Annotated in this window: 10 protein-coding genes, 4 tRNA genes and 6 rRNA genes; all 20 read right to left on the bottom strand. The window is 40.7% G+C overall.

What is annotated here, in order from left to right:
* Nucleotides 1–9: 9 nt before the first annotated feature.
* Nucleotides 10–1035, bottom strand: a complete 1026-nt coding sequence (locus AYC65_RS19995) for a hypothetical protein (RefSeq protein ID WP_034870623.1) — start codon at nt 1033–1035, stop codon at nt 10–12.
* Entirely contained in the window at nt 1028–1831 is an 804-nt protein-coding gene (locus AYC65_RS19990; protein WP_034870622.1) for a fimbrial biogenesis chaperone, read from the bottom strand. The genes AYC65_RS19995 and AYC65_RS19990 overlap by 8 nt, the downstream gene beginning before the upstream one ends.
* 68 nt (nt 1832–1899) lie before the next feature.
* The gene (locus AYC65_RS19985) at nt 1900–2448 is read right to left on the bottom strand and encodes a hypothetical protein (protein ID WP_009091284.1); all 549 of its coding nucleotides are present in this window, start codon (nt 2446–2448) and stop codon (nt 1900–1902) included.
* 254 nt (nt 2449–2702) lie between these two features.
* Nucleotides 2703–3554 (bottom strand): helix-turn-helix domain-containing protein, encoded by an 852-nt coding sequence (locus AYC65_RS19980; protein WP_223200208.1) that lies wholly within the window; start codon nt 3552–3554, stop codon nt 2703–2705.
* A gap of 179 nt (nt 3555–3733) precedes the next feature.
* Entirely contained in the window at nt 3734–5209 is a 1476-nt protein-coding gene (locus AYC65_RS19975) for an alpha-amylase (RefSeq protein ID WP_034870621.1), read from the bottom strand.
* An 82-nt stretch (nt 5210–5291) separates the two neighbouring features.
* Nucleotides 5292–6383 carry a DNA polymerase IV gene (gene dinB, locus AYC65_RS19970; RefSeq protein ID WP_034870620.1) on the bottom strand — a complete coding sequence of 364 codons (1092 nt, stop codon included), beginning with the start codon at nt 6381–6383 and terminating at the stop codon, nt 5292–5294.
* 46 nt (nt 6384–6429) lie between these two features.
* Nucleotides 6430–6888 (bottom strand): GNAT family N-acetyltransferase, encoded by a 459-nt coding sequence (locus tag AYC65_RS19965; RefSeq protein WP_034870619.1) that lies wholly within the window; start codon nt 6886–6888, stop codon nt 6430–6432.
* A 259-nt stretch (nt 6889–7147) separates the two neighbouring features.
* Nucleotides 7148–7255, bottom strand: a 5S ribosomal RNA gene (rrf, locus tag AYC65_RS19960).
* A gap of 185 nt (nt 7256–7440) precedes the next feature.
* Nucleotides 7441–10222: ribosomal RNA gene (locus tag AYC65_RS19955) — 23S ribosomal RNA — on the bottom strand.
* A 160-nt stretch (nt 10223–10382) separates the two neighbouring features.
* Nucleotides 10383–10456: transfer RNA gene (locus tag AYC65_RS19950), tRNA-Ala, on the bottom strand.
* Between the two features lie 88 nt (nt 10457–10544).
* Nucleotides 10545–10618, bottom strand: a tRNA-Ile gene (locus AYC65_RS19945).
* 205 nt (nt 10619–10823) lie between these two features.
* Nucleotides 10824–12340: ribosomal RNA gene (locus tag AYC65_RS19940) — 16S ribosomal RNA — on the bottom strand.
* 1231 nt (nt 12341–13571) lie between these two features.
* The gene (locus tag AYC65_RS21215; protein ID WP_257788229.1) at nt 13572–13694 is read right to left on the bottom strand and encodes a hypothetical protein; all 123 of its coding nucleotides are present in this window, start codon (nt 13692–13694) and stop codon (nt 13572–13574) included.
* A gap of 396 nt (nt 13695–14090) precedes the next feature.
* Nucleotides 14091–14198, bottom strand: a 5S ribosomal RNA gene (rrf, locus tag AYC65_RS19935).
* Nucleotides 14199–14383: 185 nt separating this feature from the next.
* Nucleotides 14384–17165, bottom strand: a 23S ribosomal RNA gene (locus AYC65_RS19930).
* A gap of 160 nt (nt 17166–17325) precedes the next feature.
* Nucleotides 17326–17399 (bottom strand) — tRNA-Ala (locus AYC65_RS19925).
* 88 nt (nt 17400–17487) lie between these two features.
* Nucleotides 17488–17561, bottom strand: a tRNA-Ile gene (locus AYC65_RS19920).
* A gap of 205 nt (nt 17562–17766) precedes the next feature.
* Nucleotides 17767–19283, bottom strand: a 16S ribosomal RNA gene (locus tag AYC65_RS19915).
* Together the 16S, 23S and 5S rRNA genes with 4 tRNA genes alongside form the textbook arrangement of a ribosomal RNA operon.
* Before the next feature lie 681 nt (nt 19284–19964).
* Nucleotides 19965–20882 carry a metallophosphoesterase family protein gene (locus tag AYC65_RS19910; RefSeq protein WP_034868952.1) on the bottom strand — a complete coding sequence of 306 codons (918 nt, stop codon included), beginning with the start codon at nt 20880–20882 and terminating at the stop codon, nt 19965–19967.
* A 52-nt stretch (nt 20883–20934) separates the two neighbouring features.
* Nucleotides 20935–22728: a RagB/SusD family nutrient uptake outer membrane protein gene (locus tag AYC65_RS19905; protein ID WP_034868953.1), complete on the bottom strand. Its 1794-nt coding sequence runs from the start codon at nt 22726–22728 to the stop codon at nt 20935–20937.
* Nucleotides 22729–22732 lie beyond the last annotated feature (4 nt).

The raw sequence follows: 22732 nt of genomic DNA, 5'->3' as shown, positions 1-22732 counted from the left end.
TCAAAATTTTTACTGTGGAATAAGACTGAAAATAAGGGTTCCCGAATACTGTTCCTGAGCTTGATTAAAAAATCTCATGTCTCCCGCCTGTGTAGAATAGGTGAGATCAAAATACTTTTCTGTCTTTGCAGGAATCATACTTGTAATAATATTCTGCTTACTGCTGGATAATTTCACACTACCTGTTACAGTCTGCGACTGGCTGTCCTTCACATTGAGATTTATAGCATTTACCGGAAGATTCTGGTTAGATGTACTGGTAAGGTCGTTATTCAGACTATTCACCTGTACTGCATAACCTGTAGTCGAGATTACCGACAATGCTCTGCTGTATGTTCTGGATACTCCGTTGGCATAATCGCCGGGAGTTTTAAATTCCAAAAGGACATTTTTAGCAGATGGATCCAGCAAAATAGCATATTCTTCTGCAGGCTTCGGAGGTGAGTCGTCCGGATGTACCTGCATCTGAAAAGACACTGGCTCCGAATCTATAATCTCCCCTTTACCATTCCTTATCTCTATAATAATATTTACCGTATAATTATTCCATGAAGAATATTCCTCCAGATACGCTCCCCCGTCTATCATAACATCATATCCAAGTGTCATCATAAAATACCTGTTAACAATCTGCAGGCTATAAGGTGAGTTATTGACAAAATACGAATTGGTATACTGAAAAGGAATTGGATTGGTATTTACCCCCAGGTTCCCGGCATTAGGACTACTTCCCTGGTCATTCACGCCATTGCCTGCCACACTATTGAAGCGAAACTTCAGCCGTTCTACAGGAAAATATTTAGGACCACCATTGCTAATAGCGCCTACTACTCTGTAGCTCATAGACCATGTTTGCATCTGGATTCCCTGGCTGCTGTTGGCATGGACCTGAATCTGAACAAGGTTACTAATTGTAGCCCCGTTATAGCTTCTTACAGACGCATAACCAGTATTATACGGAGTTATCCACAATTTTTGGGCAGATAACTGTATGCAATGAAACAGAAAAAATATATAGATAAAGAGTCTATTCATTAATAAAGGTTAACTCGGCCATTTTAATAACATTATCATCGCCATAAGTAAATGTAGAGGTTACAATATACTTTCCTTTCTCCAACCCCTTCGGCAATGGGATGGTTACAATACGTTTGTCTGAAGGAAGTGTGTAAATAATCTCCTCTTCCAGATTATATTTAGCGCCATTCTGCTGATTAATCATCTCTGTATGAATTGTACCGTCTGTCCATACATTTCCCTGGTTTATAATTTCTAAAACCAGACTTTTACTATCCTTCTCATATTTGTAATCCGTGAAATCCATATTAGGTTCACGCTGAGATGAATAACGATGATAAATTTTTATTCCTGTTCTTACACTTACTTTTACCAGGGCACCTTTCTCGTTAATAGCATCAACGGGATTGGTTTGGGTAATATACATAAGACAGGTATGAACGGCTAATGCATCTTTCCGTACTGCCGGAGGTGTAACGGTAATTTCCAGTTCTTTTGTTTCTCCGGGATTCAGACTAAAGTACGACTGTGGTTTTATGCTTACCCAATTTACAGCCGAATTTTCTAAAGTTCCGGGTTCCGATATAACATTATTCCCTTTCTCGTCGTATGTCCAGTCATTCAGAGAGACTGTTAACTCCAGTGTGGTTGTTTTGCTCGGATTAGTTACCAAAACTTTTTTCGTACTACTCTCTCCTGCATTAGAGGTAAAATAATTGCGTGGAGGGCTCACAGTAATTCCTGCTTGTCCTTTTGCAATAATACCCGTCAGGAAAAATAACAAAAAGCTTAAACTTGCCAGAATTCTTTTCATATCGTGTAAAAAGGCAACCTAGGATTAATATCCTAAGTGCCTTAAATATTGTTATAAAAAAAATAATGTTATTTAGCTACAATAGTGTAGGTTACGACAGTCGTATAAGTCGTAGGATTTTCCACGTTAAAATACTTGTTCAGGTAACTGTCTGCACCAGCAGCAGAGTATTTTACGTTAAAGGTCTTGTCAACACCACCAATGTTACTGGAAATTAATTCAGTTGGGGTTGTAGATAATGTTACGGTACTAAGTTTTGAACCTGATAATGGATTCGTTGTACCTGCAGTCGGCGTTAGTTTAATATCCGCTGCATTAATTTTTTCTGTGATGCTAGTGTTTACACTGGATAACTGAGCATCTTTTGACTGTACATTTACAGCGAATGCACCGGTACTGTATACCGTAAGGTGATCTGCTTCATCTAAAGCTACACCTTTCTTGTAATCGTCTGATGTTCTGTAGTCAAGGTTTACATTTTTTTGTGAACCATTTACCACAATCGTCTGGATTGGATAAAGTCTAACATTAACCGTTGCATCGCCAGTTTTCTGTGCAGCCACGTTAATTGATGTAAGGCCGAAAGTAAGACCTAACAGGTAATAAAATTTTCTCATACTTTTAATAAAATCTTCTTCTTTTTAAAAAAAATGCATTTTATGCAAATGCATTCATACTACCTTTGATAGCGGGTGCAAAATTAGAGTGGAAATCCTATCTATTAGTTATGAAAAACAACAAAAAAACTATGTAAAACGACAAAAATTAATTTTTATTAACACTGCCTATACCCCTACTTACGAGGCAGTTATAGTATATTTTCTAGTTTTATGAGGCATTAATAAAAGTGTATGTACTGAAAATATAACACTTAGCTCAGGGCCGTATTTTCCCCAAAAATAATTGCATTAGCATTTATTCTGTATTGCATAGGTGTCATTCCGATATGAAGTTTAAAGAAATTATTGAAATTTGACTCTTGTGAAAATCCTAATTCCAGGCTGATATTTTTAACAGGTATTGAAGTCGACCTTAACATCGCTTTAGCCTTATCCAAGGCTCTTCCCGTAACAAGACTCTTTGCGGAACAACCATAAATAATTTGGGTTGCTTTGTCTAATCTTCGTTTTGTAATATTAAGTTTATCGGCATAGTAGCTTACTACAAGATTGAAGGTTACCTGCTCATCAAGAAGTTTACTAAACTTATTCGCTATTTCCTGATCATAGACATTTTTAGTACCTCTTTCAAAGCCCGGGTCAAAGTCCAGCTGAGCTCTTATGAGAATAAATTCTATAAAATTAGCCAGCAAATTTCTTTTAATCAAAGGATTAGCTCCTGGTGTCTGAAGTGGTCTTGCATAGTTTTTAACAATAAACTTATAAGGTATAAAACTGTTTTTAGCAGCAACACCCAAAGGATTCTGAAAGAAGAAACAATTCGTAATATAATACAGAAACTTCAGCCGGTCCATAAAGACTTCTGGTTTAAACCAGATAAGCACGGCTTTCTTATATTTTTCTATAACGGAAAAAGAACTTTTGGGAGGCAGGAAATAGAAAGTTTCCGGATCTATGCTTATGCTTTTATCTTTAATAATGATGTTTAAATGGTCTGTTGCAGTATACAGAATGGAGTATGCCAATGGATGAATACTAACATCCAGGTCATCAGCATCTTTTAGTCGATAAATCCCCCAGTCCTTTTGCATTTCCCTATTCATAAAAGCCAAATACAGGTGCAAATATAACCGTATTTATTTATTTCATATAATAATTACATATATATGATTAATTTTTAACAATTTTTGAAGATTATTTATTTTTTTTAGAAGAAAATATACTAAAAAGTGAGATACAAAGGTGGACACAAACCCGCTATATATTTAGTACATAACATTTTTTACAACACAATCCATACGCTAATACCATTTTTCGATACTGAAAATTTTCCGCAGCCATTTTTATCAATTTCAATATGATCATTTACTATTCCCAGGGCATCATAAAAGAATTTTCCGCTATATTTTGTACCAACTTCCATTATTTTATCTCCTGGACCATTATTACTGATAACAACAGCACAGCCTGGTAAGTCCCCGTTCCCCTCAAAGGTCCAGCCTATACAATCCGGATGATCAAAATAGTCATGTTGTACACCATAGATATTATTCTGGCGAATCCTCAGTAAAATTTCCAGTTCTTCTACACTCTCAAGGAAAATTTCACAGTCGTTACCTTCTTTATCTTTATCCACATAATGTGCCCCAAATAAGTCCGGATAGAATATACAAGGATACCCTTCTGTCCGTAATAAAATCAATGCATAAGCTATGGGCTTAAACCAATGTTCAACAGGAGCTTCCAATTGTTGTAACGGCTGGGTATCGTGATTATCTACCAGAGTAACAGCTTTATCGGGTTGGCTCTGAACTAGTGTTCCATCAAAAATTTTACTAAGGTCATAATCTGCTCCTTGGTTGGAAGCTAGGTAAAATTGATGCTGCAATGGAGCATCAAAAAGATTCATACAGCCCTCCGTTACTTCTATATATTTTTCAAGGAGAGGCAAATCGTTTGGGGCCCAGTATTCACCTACAGCAAATATATTCTCTTCTGTGGCTTCACGAAGTTTATACAGCCAGTCTTTAAAAAAAGCCGGTGTAATATGTTTTATAGCATCCAGTCTCACACCGTTGTAACCAATCTGTTCATAATACCATCTTCCCCAATAATCTAACTCTCCTACAACATTTGGATTTCGGAAATTAATATCATTATTCATCAGATAATCATAGTTACCTTTTTCATCACTCAGCAATTCATCCCAACCATCTCCATAATCATTGATCACCCGATATACATGCATACCATCAATTCCTTCAGCATATTCAACACCTGAAAAACAGGTGAAATCCCAGATAAATTCTGAATACTGCTTATTTCTCTCAGGAAAATTAAACTTCGTGTATGACTTAATATTAAAAGGTTCCGATGTTACCTCATTTCGGTTTTCGGTATTTACTTCCACAACCTGAAATTCTTCCAGCTCGTCACCGCCAGCTTTATGGTTCAGTACAATATCTGCAATGATCTGAATGCCTTTACTTTTAAGGCTGTTTATAGCGGCCAAATAATCCTCCTTAGTTCCATATTTAGTTGCTATACTTCCTTTCTGATTAAACTCTCCTAAATCGAATAAATCGTATGGATCATAACCTACAGAATGGGGCCCACTTGCACATTTATATGCAGGAGGAAGCCATACTGCTGTTATCCCTATATGCTTTAAATAATCAGTTGTTTCTTTAAGATTTTTCCACAGAAAAGAGTCTCCGTCCGTATACCAGTGAAAATACTGAAGCATCGTTCCATTCATAATATGTGCCTTTTGAATAATAAAAGTACATTAAAAAGAACTGATTACCTTATGATTACAAAAAATTAAAATTTGAACACTATTATAAAAATTCCGGAAAAGGAATTTTAAGCTGTACAGAAACCTGCTTCTTTTCTTCAGTATTAAGGTTGGACAGGGATAATCCCAGAAGACGTATCGGTTTATCAAACGGCCGGCTCTGCCAAAGTTGTTTAGCAAGTGTAGATAATGAAAATTTATTCTCGAGATACTGACCTTCAGTTTTACTGCGGGTAAATAATGTAAAATCTTTGTATTTTATTTTCAATGTCAGCGTCTTCCCTTTAATTCCTGATCTTTCAAGACGTCTAAATAATTCATCTGCAATCTCATCCAGTTTTTGAAAGACTGTATCCTCGTCCAGAAGATCTTCCCAAAAGGTTTCTTCAACAGCTACACTTTTTGCTATTCGGTGAGGCTTCACTTCTGAATATTGAATCCCTCGTACAACATTGTAATAGTGTTTTCCGGATTTTCCAAAAAGCAAAACCAACTCTTCAAGGCTTTTATTCTTAAGATCTTTTCCCTTATAAATACTAAGGGTATTCATTTTATTAGCAGTAACTTTACCTATACCATAAAATTTTTCTATAGGCAGCTCTTCTAAAAAGCTGAGGACATTTTGTGGATGAATCGTTTTTTGTCCATTAGGTTTATTGATATCAGAAGCTACTTTTGCCAAGAATTTATTAACAGAGATTCCTGCAGAAGCCGTTAATCCTGTTCTTTCCAGTATCTTTTTGCGAATTTCCAGAGCTATCTGATTAGCAGACTCTATTCCTTTTTTATTTTCGGTAACATCCAGATATGCTTCATCCAGCGACAAGGGTTCCACCAAATCTGTATATTCATAAAATATCTCACGGATTTGCTGGGAAATTTCCTTATATCTGGGAAATCTTGGTCGTACAAAAATTAAGTTGGGGCATTTCTGTTGCGCTGTTTTGCTGGGCATAGCAGAGCGTACACCATACTGACGGGCTTCATAACTTGCAGCAGCAACTACACCACGGTGAATTCCGCCTACAGCAATAGGTTTTCCTTTTAATTCAGGGTTATCATGCTGTTCCACGGAAGCATAAAATGCATCCATATCTACATGAATAATCTTACGAAGCGAAAAAGGGAAATCCATACCGCAAAGATATGGATTAGTTTATTTTCAAGAAGCTCAAAACAATTTATATCTTCTTTCTCATTAATAGAATATGGGATTCAAAACCTGCCTTTTCATAAGCTTTTACTGCTGATTCATTATCAGCATAAACCTCTAATCGGATTTCTGAAATTCCCTGGTCTCGTGACCAGTTTGTTAACTCATCAACAATCAGCCTATTAACACCCTTTCCTCTGTACTCAGGTTTCACATACATAAATCCTAAATAAGCATATCTGGAAAAGTTGTAATAATCCTTTTCAGCATTTTTGATGAGTGCATAACCTGAAGCTATAATATTCTCTTCATCTTCAGCAACAATAAGAGCTGCACTCTCTGAAGCTATTAATGAATTCAGGTCATAATAATGAATTTTTCCTTCTATCAAAGTAGGATTATATGGTCTTTCTGCTATCACTACTCCTTGCTCAAATTCTAAAAGAATAGGCAAGTCCTCTTCTGTAGCATATCTTAGTGTAATCATACTATAAAAGTAGTCAAAAGTTAAGAATGAATAGCAATAAGTTCGTAAGGTTTATAGGCTTAAGAGCTTTAATAACTCTGTCCCCAGTCTTATAACCTCTGTAGCCATTATAACTCTATCACATCCATAACTATTATAACCTGCATAACCAGTATAACCTCTTGGTTGTATGGGCTGGTTTAGGGATAAGTTAGGAATAGTAATATCCTAAAAACGAAAAAGCCTCTGCATGAATATGCAAAGGCTTTTCAAAAATAAAAACTGGCGGCGACCTACTCTCCCGCGTTAGCAGTACCATCGGCGCTGGTGGGCTTAACTTCTGTGTTCGGAATGGGAACAGGTGAGCCCCACCGCTATAACCACCCTAAAGTTTGTTATATATTTTTGGTTGTTCGTTATCGGTTTCTGGTTATCGGTCTTACACCTACAACTCTTATCCAATAACTACAAACCATTTTCGGTAGTTTCAACATCACAAAGGCATAACCTTTAGCGCACTCCTTAAGTATTTTTGCAAAGCTTACTTATTGCTTTTAGCTTTAAGCCTTATTAGGCTATAAATCTACGGGTAATTAGTACTACTCGGCTATGACATTACTGCCTTTACACCTATAGCCTATCAACGTCGTCATCTACAACGACCCTTAAAAGATGTCTCATCTTGAGGCGAGTTTCGCACTTATATGCTTTCAGTGCTTATCTCTTCCAAACATAGCTACTCAGCGGTGCACCTGGCGGTACAACTGATACACCAGAGGTTTGTTCAATTCGGTCCTCTCGTACTAGAATCAAGCCCTCTCAAACATCTAACGCCCGCAATAGATAGAGACCGAACTGTCTCACGACGTTCTGAACCCAGCTCGCGTGCCACTTTAATGGGCGAACAGCCCAACCCTTGGGACCTTCTCCAGCCCCAGGATGTGACGAGCCGACATCGAGGTGCCGAACCTCCCCGTCGATGTGAGCTCTTGGGGGAGACTAGCCTGTTATCCCCGGAGTACCTTTTATCCTATGAGCGATGGCCCTTCCATACGGAACCACCGGATCACTATGTCCTGCTTTCGCACCTGATCGACTTGTAGGTCTCACAGTCAAGCACCCTTATGCCATTACACTCTACGCACGGTTACCAAGCGTGCTGAGGGTACCTTTGAAAGCCTCCGTTACTCTTTTGGAGGCGACCACCCCAGTCAAACTACCCACCACGCAATGTCCTTCCGTAGAAGTTAGGCTCCAAGTAAACAAAGGGTGGTATTTCAACGTTGGCTCCACAAACACTAGCGTGCCTGCTTCACAGCCTCCCACCTATCCTACACATTGTTTACTCGAAGTCAATACGAAGTTATAGTAAAGGTTCACAGGGTCTTTTCGTCCCATTGCGGGTAATCGGCATCTTCACCGATACTACAATTTCACCGAGCTCGTGGCTGAGACAGTGCCCAGATCGTTACACCATTCGTGCAGGTCGGAACTTACCCGACAAGGAATTTCGCTACCTTAGGACCGTTATAGTTACGGCCGCCGTTTACTGGGGCTTCAGTCAATGCCTTCGAGTTACCTCTAAGCACCTTCCTTAACCTTCCAGCACCGGGCAGGTGTCAGACCCTATACAGCATCTTTCGATTTAGCAGAGTCCTGTGTTTTTGATAAACAGTCGCCTGGGCCTCTTCACTGCGGCCTCCCCGGAGGGAGGCGTCTCTTCTTCCGAAGTTACGAGACTATTTTGCCTAGTTCCTTAGCCACGACTCACTCGAGCACCTTAGGATTCTCTCCTCGACTACCTGTGTCGGTTTTGGTACGGGCAGTATATTTCGCTTTTCTTGGAAGCGGGTCCCCAGGATTATCAGCGCATCCGAAGATTTGCTGTACTATCGTAACCTCGCAGTTACTTCAACGTACTATTCCGTCAGTACGCACCTAGTTTCCAACTCCGTCACTTTTATTAATATACTGGTACGGGAATATTAACCCGTTGTCCATCCACTACGCCTGTCGGCTTCGCGTTAGGCCCCGACTAACCCTCAGCTGATTAGCATGGCTGAGGAAACCTTAGTCTTTCGGTGAGGGGGTTTCTCGCCCCCTTTATCGTTACTTATGCCTACATTTTCTTTTCTATCCGCTCCACAATACCTCACAGTACTGCTTCGGCGCAAATAGAATGCTCCCCTACCCAGTATTAAATACTGCCATAGCTTCGGTAATATGCTTATGCCCGATTATTATCCATGCCGGACCGCTCGACTAGTGAGCTGTTACGCACTCTTTAAATGAATGGCTGCTTCCAAGCCAACATCCTAGCTGTCAATGCAGTCCAACCGCGTTCTTTCAACTTAGCATATATTTAGGGACCTTAGCTGTTGGTCTGGGTTCTTTCCCTCTCGGACATGGACCTTAGCACCCATGCCCTCACTGCCGACAATCATTTATTAGCATTCGGAGTTTGTCAGGAATTGGTAGGCGATGAAACCCCCGCATCCAATCAGTAGCTCTACCTCTAATAAACTATATCGACGCTGCACCTAAATGCATTTCGGGGAGTACGAGCTATCTCCCAGTTTGATTGGCCTTTCACCCCTACCCACAGGTCATCCGAAGACTTTTCAACGTCAACCGGTTCGGTCCTCCACTTTGTGTTACCAAAGCTTCAACCTGCCCATGGGTAGATCACAAGGTTTCGCGTCTAATCCCACTAACTAAGCGCCCTATTCAGACTCGCTTTCGCTACGGCTCCGGACCTTAAGTCCTTAACCTCGCTAGTAAGATTAACTCGTAGGCTCATTATGCAAAAGGCACGCCGTCACAGCATATAGCTGCTCCGACCGCTTGTAGGCGTACGGTTTCAGGTTCTATTTCACCCTTCTATTCGAAGTGCTTTTCACCTTTCCTTCACAGTACTTGTTCACTATCGGTCTTTCAGGAGTATTTAGCCTTGGAGGATGGTCCCCCCATATTCAGACAGGATTTCACGTGTCCCGCCCTACTCATTTATCATCTATGTATGCCTTTCATATACGGGGCTATCACCCTCTATGGCCACACTTTCCAGTGTGTTCTATTAAACATATAAAGACTTTTGGGCTAATCCGCTTTCGCTCGCCACTACTTACGGAATCTCTTCGATTTCTTTTCCTCCGGGTACTTAGATGTTTCAGTTCTCCGGGTTTGCTTCTCGTCCGAAGACGAGATGACATATCTTCAATATGCCGGGTTGCCCCATTCGGACATCTGCGGATCAACTCGTGTGTGCCAATCCCCGCAGCTTTTCGCAGCTTACCACGTCCTTCTTCGCCTCTGAAAGCCTAGGCATCCGCCATACGCCCTTAACGATTTCTTTCCTAATTTTATTTTACTCTGCACTCAAGGAGTGCTCGGTTATCTCTTTGTGATGTCAATTTTACCGTTAATGTCAATGATCTTTAATTCTTTCTGTCTTCCTGATAAACGAATATTTGTTTTGGCTCTATTCGTATACTTGTATCAGTCCAACAAAACTGTGGAGAATAAGGGAGTCGAACCCTTGACCTCCTGCGTGCAAGGCAGGCGCTCTAGCCAGCTGAGCTAATTCCCCCTCTTAGTTAAGATGTTAGTCTTTAGTCCTTAGATTCTAGTATTAAACTAAATTCTAATTTCTTATTTCTAACCTCTAATTTAATTAGTAGTCTCGGGCAGGCTCGAACTGCCGACCTCTACATTATCAGTGTAGCGCTCTAACCAGCTGAGCTACGAGACTTCAATTTTAATTTTAAATTTTAAATCCTTAATTTTAAATTCAATCTAAAACCTATTATTTATAATCTAAAATCTCTCTATCCCTGTTACTAATCTAAGGGGTTATCTTTTTTATAGCAACCAAAGTAAAACCAAAGCTGTGCTTTGTTTAAGTAAGCAGTACATTTAAGTACCTTAATTTTGTTTATCGTCCTTTGGACGCTCTAAAATGAGATGTTCCAGCCGCACCTTCCGGTACGGCTACCTTGTTACGACTTAGCCCTAGTTACTAGTTTTACCCTAGGCAGCTCCTTTTACGGTCACCGACTTCAGGTACCCCCAGCTTCCATGGCTTGACGGGCGGTGTGTACAAGGCCCGGGAACGTATTCACCGCGCCATGGCTGATGCGCGATTACTAGCGATTCCAGCTTCATAGAGTCGAGTTGCAGACTCCAATCCGAACTGAGACCGGCTTTCGAGATTTGCATCCTATCACTAGGTAGCTGCCCTCTGTACCGGCCATTGTAGCACGTGTGTGGCCCAAGACGTAAGGGCCGTGATGATTTGACGTCATCCCCACCTTCCTCTCTACTTGCGTAGGCAGTCTCACTAGAGTCCTCAACTTAATGTTAGCAACTAGTGACAGGGGTTGCGCTCGTTGCAGGACTTAACCTAACACCTCACGGCACGAGCTGACGACAACCATGCAGCACCTTGAAAAATGTCCGAAGAAGGATCTATTTCTAAATCTGTCATTTCCCATTTAAGTCTTGGTAAGGTTCCTCGCGTATCATCGAATTAAACCACATGCTCCACCGCTTGTGCGGGCCCCCGTCAATTCCTTTGAGTTTCATTCTTGCGAACGTACTCCCCAGGTGGATTACTTATCACTTTCGCTTAGTCTCTGAATCCTAAAATCCAAAAACGAGTAATCATCGTTTACGGCGTGGACTACCAGGGTATCTAATCCTGTTCGCTCCCCACGCTTTCGTCCATCAGCGTCAGTTAAGACTTAGTGACCTGCCTTCGCAATTGGTGTTCTAAGTAATATCTATGCATTTCACCGCTACACTACTTATTCCAGCCACTTCAACCTTACTCAAGACTAACAGTATCAATGGCAGTTCGACAGTTAAGCTGTCGGATTTCACCACTGACTTATCAGTCCGCCTACGGACCCTTTAAACCCAATAAATCCGGATAACGCTTGCACCCTCCGTATTACCGCGGCTGCTGGCACGGAGTTAGCCGGTGCTTATTCATCTGGTACCTTCAGCTACTTACACGTAAGTAGGTTTATCCCCAGATAAAAGTAGTTTACAACCCATAGGGCCGTCTTCCTACACGCGGGATGGCTGGATCAGGCTTGCACCCATTGTCCAATATTCCTCACTGCTGCCTCCCGTAGGAGTCTGGTCCGTGTCTCAGTACCAGTGTGGGGGATCACCCTCTCAGGCCCCCTAAAGATCGTCGCCTTGGTGAGCCGTTACCTCACCAACTAGCTAATCTTGCGCGTGCCCATCTTTATCCACCGTAGTTTTCAATATAATCCGATGCCGAATCATATATTATAGGGTATTAATCTTCCTTTCGAAAGGCTATCCCCTTGATAAAGGCAGGTTGCACACGTGTTCCGCACCCGTACGCCGCTCTCAAGATTCCGAAAAATCTCTACCGCTCGGCTTGCATGTGTTAGGCCTCCCGCTAGCGTTCATCCTGAGCCAGGATCAAACTCTCCATTGTATGTTTGTGTTCCTTAAACTCAACTCAATTTAAAATTGACGCTTTGGTTTTTCTTACTTGGTTGTTATTTTATTTTCAATGATCTTTTATTCTTTTCGCTTTCTCCGAAATCTCTTCTGTCAGTTGTTTCAGATTTGCGAGTGCAAAGATAAAAACTTTTTCCCGATTTACAAAACTTTTTTTGAAGTTTTTTTTTCAGTCATCTTTATTAACTCTGCTCTACAGTCCTTTTATTAACCATTTTTGCGTGGGCAAAACTAATAAATTTTATTAACATGACCAAATCTTTCTTCTAAAAAATTTTAACCGATTTTATAGTCTCAATTATCTCCTGCTCCCTCAACAACTCTCATTGTTTAGGACTGCAAAAGTAGAAAAACTTCTACTACACACCAAACTTTATTACTCATTTTTTAACATAATATACCTAACTCCCTGAATACATGCGAGAAAAATTTAAGGTCAGTCTAATATTATACTTAACTACTCTTCTTATAAATCATAAAAACGGCTTTATATACATACTGAAAATTAAATTCTATTGATCTAAAATATACTTTAAAAGCTATTTTTTAATTTATCAAAAGTAATTTTTAATCCTCTACTTCATTATTTATACTATAAAAACAGAAAAACCAAGCTTCGAAGCTGGATAATAACTTGTGAGAAACATATAAACAATAAATAGAAGTTATCTTTTTATTAAGATATCAATCTGGGAATTTATTAAGGGCTTTATAATTTCACTAAAATCTAAAGGCATATAATTTTAATAAATTAATAGATCGTATTATAAGTTTATAAATTTTAAATGTTGATATTATTATTAATTCATAAGCTTCATAAAATTGACAGTTATTATAAAGTTGAAAACCAATACTGAGTTATGAGTTATAAATGATAAGTTATAAGTCGATAGGATTTAGACTTACTGTTATTCATATAGTATAATAGTATATATAATATAAAGTATTTACTAATGGGAAGTAGCTTAACTAAATATTCTATCTAAATAGTTATGAGGTATAAATGATAAGTTATAAGTCTATAGGATTTAAACTTATAGTTCTTCATGTAGTATGATAATAATATAGACTATTTACTAACAGCAAATATCTATTATGTCTTCGGTAAAAAAAAATTAGCCTGAGATAGAAAGTTATGAGTTATCAATGATAAATGATGAGTTGTAAGTTCAAACTTAAGTCATTTTTACAATTGCTCTAACCTATTAACGGATCAGATATGAATCCTTGGAGAAAGATAATATTCCTGTAGTGAAATAGTATTCCGGAGGAATACTTACTTTCTGACATACATTCTTTATGCAGATCAGACTCTTCCGGAGCTTCATTCTAATTTTTCCAGTTTCTATCAAATCTTATATTGAAAATATAGTTCATCACAATAAATAAGGAGCTCCGTCAGGAGCTTTATCTCCATAGATTATAATTCTGAAAAATCAGAGCGTTCCAGAGGAACGTTATCTTAACCGGATATTATGAGTGATTATTAGAAGGATAACTCTATCCCCAGTCTTATAACCTCTGTAGCCATTATAACTTTATCACATCCGTAACTATTATAACCTGCATAACTTACATAACCAGTATAACCTTTCTGGTTAGTTAGTGGTTAGGTATATTGAGTTGTGTTATTTTGGATAGGATTGGTTTGATAGAATGTTTTAGGAATATCCTAAAAACGAAAAAGCCTCTGCATGAATATGCAAAGGCTTTTCAAAAATAAAAACTGGCGGCGACCTACTCTCCCGCGTTAGCAGTACCATCGGCGCTGGTGGGCTTAACTTCTGTGTTCGGAATGGGAACAGGTGAGCCCCACCGCTATAACCACCCTAAAGTTTGTTATATATTTTTGGCTGTTCGTTATCGGTTTCTGGTTATCGGTCTTACACCTACAACTCTTATCCAATAACTACAAACCATTTTCGGTAGTTTCAACATCACAAAGGCATAACCTTTAGCGCACTCCTTAAGTATTTTTGCAAAGCTTACTTATTGCTTTTAGCTTTAAGCCTTATTAGGCTATAAATCTACGGGTAATTAGTACTACTCGGCTATGACATTACTGCCTTTACACCTATAGCCTATCAACGTCGTCATCTACAACGACCCTTAAAAGATGTCTCATCTTGAGGCGAGTTTCGCACTTATATGCTTTCAGTGCTTATCTCTTCCAAACATAGCTACTCAGCGGTGCACCTGGCGGTACAACTGATACACCAGAGGTTTGTTCAATTCGGTCCTCTCGTACTAGAATCAAGCCCTCTCAAACATCTAACGCCCGCAATAGATAGAGACCGAACTGTCTCACGACGTTCTGAACCCAGCTCGCGTGCCACTTTAATGGGCGAACAGCCCAACCCTTGGGACCTTCTCCAGCCCCAGGATGTGACGAGCCGACATCGAGGTGCCGAACCTCCCCGTCGATGTGAGCTCTTGGGGGAGACTAGCCTGTTATCCCCGGAGTACCTTTTATCCTATGAGCGATGGCCCTTCCATACGGAACCACCGGATCACTATGTCCTGCTTTCGCACCTGATCGACTTGTAGGTCTCACAGTCAAGCACCCTTATGCCATTACACTCTACGCACGGTTACCAAGCGTGCTGAGGGTACCTTTGAAAGCCTCCGTTACTCTTTTGGAGGCGACCACCCCAGTCAAACTACCCACCACGCAATGTCCTTCCGTAGAAGTTAGGCTCCAAGTAAACAAAGGGTGGTATTTCAACGTTGGCTCCACAAACACTAGCGTGCCTGCTTCACAGCCTCCCACCTATCCTACACATTGTTTACTCGAAGTCAATACGAAGTTATAGTAAAGGTTCACAGGGTCTTTTCGTCCCATTGCGGGTAATCGGCATCTTCACCGATACTACAATTTCACCGAGCTCGTGGCTGAGACAGTGCCCAGATCGTTACACCATTCGTGCAGGTCGGAACTTACCCGACAAGGAATTTCGCTACCTTAGGACCGTTATAGTTACGGCCGCCGTTTACTGGGGCTTCAGTCAATGCCTTCGAGTTACCTCTAAGCACCTTCCTTAACCTTCCAGCACCGGGCAGGTGTCAGACCCTATACAGCATCTTTCGATTTAGCAGAGTCCTGTGTTTTTGATAAACAGTCGCCTGGGCCTCTTCACTGCGGCCTCCCCGGAGGGAGGCGTCTCTTCTTCCGAAGTTACGAGACTATTTTGCCTAGTTCCTTAGCCACGACTCACTCGAGCACCTTAGGATTCTCTCCTCGACTACCTGTGTCGGTTTTGGTACGGGCAGTATATTTCGCTTTTCTTGGAAGCGGGTCCCCAGGATTATCAGCGCATCCGAAGATTTGCTGTACTATCGTAACCTCGCAGTTACTTCAACGTACTATTCCGTCAGTACGCACCTAGTTTCCAACTCCGTCACTTTTATTAATATACTGGTACGGGAATATTAACCCGTTGTCCATCCACTACGCCTGTCGGCTTCGCGTTAGGCCCCGACTAACCCTCAGCTGATTAGCATGGCTGAGGAAACCTTAGTCTTTCGGTGAGGGGGTTTCTCGCCCCCTTTATCGTTACTTATGCCTACATTTTCTTTTCTATCCGCTCCACAATACCTCACAGTACTGCTTCGGCGCAAATAGAATGCTCCCCTACCCAGTATTAAATACTGCCATAGCTTCGGTAATATGCTTATGCCCGATTATTATCCATGCCGGACCGCTCGACTAGTGAGCTGTTACGCACTCTTTAAATGAATGGCTGCTTCCAAGCCAACATCCTAGCTGTCAATGCAGTCCAACCGCGTTCTTTCAACTTAGCATATATTTAGGGACCTTAGCTGTTGGTCTGGGTTCTTTCCCTCTCGGACATGGACCTTAGCACCCATGCCCTCACTGCCGACAATCATTTATTAGCATTCGGAGTTTGTCAGGAATTGGTAGGCGATGAAACCCCCGCATCCAATCAGTAGCTCTACCTCTAATAAACTATATCGACGCTGCACCTAAATGCATTTCGGGGAGTACGAGCTATCTCCCAGTTTGATTGGCCTTTCACCCCTACCCACAGGTCATCCGAAGACTTTTCAACGTCAACCGGTTCGGTCCTCCACTTTGTGTTACCAAAGCTTCAACCTGCCCATGGGTAGATCACAAGGTTTCGCGTCTAATCCCACTAACTAAGCGCCCTATTCAGACTCGCTTTCGCTACGGCTCCGGACCTTAAGTCCTTAACCTCGCTAGTAAGATTAACTCGTAGGCTCATTATGCAAAAGGCACGCCGTCACAGCATATAGCTGCTCCGACCGCTTGTAGGCGTACGGTTTCAGGTTCTATTTCACCCTTCTATTCGAAGTGCTTTTCACCTTTCCTTCACAGTACTTGTTCACTATCGGTCTTTCAGGAGTATTTAGCCTTGGAGGATGGTCCCCCCATATTCAGACAGGATTTCACGTGTCCCGCCCTACTCATTTATCATCTATGTATGCCTTTCATATACGGGGCTATCACCCTCTATGGCCACACTTTCCAGTGTGTTCTATTAAACATATAAAGACTTTTGGGCTAATCCGCTTTCGCTCGCCACTACTTACGGAATCTCTTCGATTTCTTTTCCTCCGGGTACTTAGATGTTTCAGTTCTCCGGGTTTGCTTCTCGTCCGAAGACGAGATGACATATCTTCAATATGCCGGGTTGCCCCATTCGGACATCTGCGGATCAACTCGTGTGTGCCAATCCCCGCAGCTTTTCGCAGCTTACCACGTCCTTCTTCGCCTCTGAAAGCCTAGGCATCCGCCATACGCCCTTAACGATTTCTTTCCTAATTTTATTTTACTCTGCACTCAAGGAGTGCTCGGTTATCTCTTTGTGATGTCAATTTTACCGTTAATGTCAATGATCTTTAATTCTTTCTGTCTTCCTGATAAACGAATATTTGTTTTGGCTCTATTCGTATACTTGTATCAGTCCAACAAAACTGTGGAGAATAAGGGAGTCGAACCCTTGACCTCCTGCGTGCAAGGCAGGCGCTCTAGCCAGCTGAGCTAATTCCCCCTCTTAGTTAAGATGTTAGTCTTTAGTCCTTAGATTCTAGTATTAAACTAAATTCTAATTTCTTATTTCTAACCTCTAATTTAATTAGTAGTCTCGGGCAGGCTCGAACTGCCGACCTCTACATTATCAGTGTAGCGCTCTAACCAGCTGAGCTACGAGACTTCAATTTTAATTTTAAATTTTAAATCCTTAATTTTAAATTCAATCTAAAACCTATTATTTATAATCTAAAATCTCTCTATCCCTGTTACTAATCTAAGGGGTTATCTTTTTTATAGCAACCAAAGTAAAACCAAAGCTGTGCTTTGTTTAAGTAAGCAGTACATTTAAGTACCTTAATTTTGTTTATCGTCCTTTGGACGCTCTAAAATGAGATGTTCCAGCCGCACCTTCCGGTACGGCTACCTTGTTACGACTTAGCCCTAGTTACTAGTTTTACCCTAGGCAGCTCCTTTTACGGTCACCGACTTCAGGTACCCCCAGCTTCCATGGCTTGACGGGCGGTGTGTACAAGGCCCGGGAACGTATTCACCGCGCCATGGCTGATGCGCGATTACTAGCGATTCCAGCTTCATAGAGTCGAGTTGCAGACTCCAATCCGAACTGAGACCGGCTTTCGAGATTTGCATCCTATCACTAGGTAGCTGCCCTCTGTACCGGCCATTGTAGCACGTGTGTGGCCCAAGACGTAAGGGCCGTGATGATTTGACGTCATCCCCACCTTCCTCTCTACTTGCGTAGGCAGTCTCACTAGAGTCCTCAACTTAATGTTAGCAACTAGTGACAGGGGTTGCGCTCGTTGCAGGACTTAACCTAACACCTCACGGCACGAGCTGACGACAACCATGCAGCACCTTGAAAAATGTCCGAAGAAGGATCTATTTCTAAATCTGTCATTTCCCATTTAAGTCTTGGTAAGGTTCCTCGCGTATCATCGAATTAAACCACATGCTCCACCGCTTGTGCGGGCCCCCGTCAATTCCTTTGAGTTTCATTCTTGCGAACGTACTCCCCAGGTGGATTACTTATCACTTTCGCTTAGTCTCTGAATCCTAAAATCCAAAAACGAGTAATCATCGTTTACGGCGTGGACTACCAGGGTATCTAATCCTGTTCGCTCCCCACGCTTTCGTCCATCAGCGTCAGTTAAGACTTAGTGACCTGCCTTCGCAATTGGTGTTCTAAGTAATATCTATGCATTTCACCGCTACACTACTTATTCCAGCCACTTCAACCTTACTCAAGACTAACAGTATCAATGGCAGTTCGACAGTTAAGCTGTCGGATTTCACCACTGACTTATCAGTCCGCCTACGGACCCTTTAAACCCAATAAATCCGGATAACGCTTGCACCCTCCGTATTACCGCGGCTGCTGGCACGGAGTTAGCCGGTGCTTATTCATCTGGTACCTTCAGCTACTTACACGTAAGTAGGTTTATCCCCAGATAAAAGTAGTTTACAACCCATAGGGCCGTCTTCCTACACGCGGGATGGCTGGATCAGGCTTGCACCCATTGTCCAATATTCCTCACTGCTGCCTCCCGTAGGAGTCTGGTCCGTGTCTCAGTACCAGTGTGGGGGATCACCCTCTCAGGCCCCCTAAAGATCGTCGCCTTGGTGAGCCGTTACCTCACCAACTAGCTAATCTTGCGCGTGCCCATCTTTATCCACCGTAGTTTTCAATATAATCCGATGCCGAATCATATATTATAGGGTATTAATCTTCCTTTCGAAAGGCTATCCCCTTGATAAAGGCAGGTTGCACACGTGTTCCGCACCCGTACGCCGCTCTCAAGATTCCGAAGAATCTCTACCGCTCGGCTTGCATGTGTTAGGCCTCCCGCTAGCGTTCATCCTGAGCCAGGATCAAACTCTCCATTGTATGTTTGTGTTCCTTAAACTCAACTCAATTTAAAATTGACGCTTTGGTTTTTCTTACTTGGTTGTTATTTTATTTTCAATGATCTTTTATTCTTTTCGCTTTCTCCGAAATCTCTTCTGTCAGTTGTTTCAGATTTGCGAGTGCAAAGATAAAAACTTTTTCCCGATTTACAAAACTTTTTTTGAAGTTTTTTTTTCAGTCATCTTTATTAACTCTACTCTGCTCTAACAGTCCTTTTATTAACCATTTTTGCGTGGGCAAAACTAATAAATTTTATTAACATGACCAAATCTTTTTTTCTAAAAAATTTTAACCGATTTTATAGTCTCAATTATCTCCTGCTCCCCTCACAACTCTCATTGTTTAGGACTGCAAAAGTAGAAAAACTTCTACTACACACCAAACTTTATTACTCATTTTTTAACATAATATTCGTAACTATCTGACTACGGGTGAGAAAAATTTAATATTATGTTCATATTGAAAAGACTTCCCTTCTTTATATATACTCCATATATCGCTGGACACGCTTTAAAACCCGGGTTTTTGTTGTCAGCATTTACTGGAATAGGCTCTTTCTAATAGCTCAGAAGCCATTTTTTAGCTTTAACACTTCCTTTATATACATAAGAAAAACAAAAATCCGGCATGAAGCCGGATTTTATATACTATATATATGTATTAATAATGGTGAACGATATATTCATTCTCGAATGTACCATCATCATAAAACTTTAATATTGTATATCCAGGAGGTGTTTCCTGATAATAAAAAGGTTTAGCAGATCGCTTATCTCCTTCTCCCCACCAGAATCCAGACATCGCACCATTACAGAAATAGTACACATCATTGTACCAGGCTCTGTCCAAAAGGTGCTGGTGACCACTAAGACACCCTTTTACTTTATCTTTATGTTTATAGAAAAGGTCTTTTAGTGCTACATGATCTTTATGCTGCCCACCTTCAAAGGTTCCGGTAACCGTAAGTATTGGGTAGTGGGACATAATAAGTGCGTATTCTCCCTGAGGGATATTCTCCAATTCTTGTTTCAACCAGTTCATTTGTTCTGGATCCAATGTAACACCAGAATTATTACCATCTAACATAATAAAATGCCATTTCCCTTTTTTAGTGCTATAATAACGATTAGGCATTTTAAGCCTTTTAGCTGCATAAGGCACACCATACATTTCATCTGATTTGCCGCCGGCCCACCAGATATCATGATTTCCTACACAACTGTACATATCATAATCTGCAATTTCTTTGATACAGGTATCCCAGGCATTCCACTGATCATAGACCTCCTGACGAGTAGAATTGTCTCTGTCAACAGCCATAATAGAATCTCCGGTATTAAGGAAGAAATCTACTTTCTTTGTTTTCACTTCTTTCAGGCATTTCACAAAGCGTTCCATAACCTTAGGATCAGCCGGCAAGTGTACATCTGTTATATGAGCTACCGTCAGTACAAGTTTCTTTTTCAGATTTACATTTTTGTCTTTCAGAGTTGACGCTAAAAGATTGGTAGCAGTTCCTCCTAACATAAGGGCTGAAGCTGCTAGCGGAACTTTTGCCAAAAACTTTCTTCTTTTCATGATATATTATTCTGTTTCTTTAATATTAGTCTTCGAAACTCCGGAAGGCATTTTACCACCCCGGTGATTGTTTAAGTTTAGGGTTAAGAATTAATTGACTTGCCGGTATTGGAAGATAGTAATATTTAGGATCAATAAATGTTCTTGGCAGTCGTCTGTCTTTTTCGAACATAATATTACCTGAAGTACCTCCAGAAAGATAGAAGACCCCATCGGAAATATAAAACTTGGTTAGTTTCGCTCTGATATCTGCAGGAATATTACTCAATGGATCTTCTTTTCCAGGAGCTTCAAGGATTGCAATATCTGGTTTGCCATCACCTGTCACATCCATTGCTCCAAGTGCCGGGGTATAAATACCTTTGGAAGCTTGTCCCAATAATGCTCCGGACTTCCAACGGAATAAATCATCCAATCGTTTGTCTTCACAAGCCAGTTCAACACGACGTTCACGTCTGATTTCTAAAAGAACACCTCTGTTTCCTCCGTTAATATTAGGATATTGTTTTGCAAGATAGTTATCTGGTGTTGCATTAGCTGCCAGCATAGAAAGATCTGGCATCTTCACTCTTCTACGCAAAAGATTCACGGTATTGTCGAGATCACCCTGCGTTAAAATTCCTAATTCCGCTTTTGCTTCTGCATTAACTAATAATACCTCAGCAAACCTATATATAGGAAGATCTGTATAATTCAGTTCCCATCCTCCCCTTAATGATGGATCTCTAGGATAAAATTTAATTTGAAGATATCCACCAAAAGCAGGCTGAAGCATATAAGGATCACCATTCGGAATTGCTGCATACCCCGGAGGCATAATCGTTTCTGCCATACGTGGATCACGGTTGGCAAATACTTCAGTAAATGTTTTCTTATCATAATCGGTAACTGAAGTAAAAGGCGTTCCGTCCTTCATCAGGAATTCATCCGCAAGACTTCCACTCAGCGCCCACTGCCATCCCAATACTGTATGGGTATTATTACTCACTCCCTGATCTTTATTATTTTTTTGCAAGAAAATAACTTCCTTGTTACCAGCAAGACTATTACTGGCAAACAATGCCCGGAAATCTTCGGCTCCTTTTCCTGTATTATAGATACTGAATCCACCATTGCTGATAATATCCTGAGAGGCAGTTACAGCACGGTTCAGAAATTTAGCAGATGTATTCTGCAAGCCTAATTCATCATGATATTTTCTAAATGTACCTTCATACAATGCAACTCTGGACAACAATGTAAGCGCAGCCCATTTCGTAATCATGGTATTATTTGTTTTTGCAGGCAATACATTAGCAGAAGCATATTCCAGGTCTCCCATCACGGAATCCATAACCAATGCTCTCGGATCTTTAGCTTTGTAAAGCATTGCTTCGTCATTACTACCAATAGTAGCAGAATACCATGGAACATCTCCATATTTTTTCACCATATTGAAATAGAAATTGGCTCTGAAAAATTTAGCAACTCCTTTGTAATGCCTTATTAATGATTGATCGCCTTTCGCTTTTCCAGAATTTTCAATCATATAGTTAATAGACCGAAGCTGTTTCCAGTCCCATCCGTCTATATTTGCTGGTGTAAGGGAACCTCTCAGAAGATTATCTGTATTACTGGCGCCGGTATAAACTGATATATTGTCTGAAAACACATCGGTATATGGTGCCGAAATATAACTGTAAAAACCATTGGTATAGGTTTCCAAATCCTGAGGATTATTAAAAAAATTATCTTTTGTAACTTCTGTTATCGGATCTTTTTGTAGAAAATCGCTTTCACATGATATTAATGACAGCCCTGTAAATAACGTCAAAACTCCTGTGGATATATAGGTATTTAGTTTCATTTTT

Origin of the sequence: Elizabethkingia bruuniana, assembly GCF_002024805.1 — a bacterium.
GTDB classification, from domain to species: Bacteria; Bacteroidota; Bacteroidia; order Flavobacteriales; family Weeksellaceae; genus Elizabethkingia; species Elizabethkingia bruuniana.
This window is presented reverse-complemented; position numbering and strand designations above follow the sequence as displayed.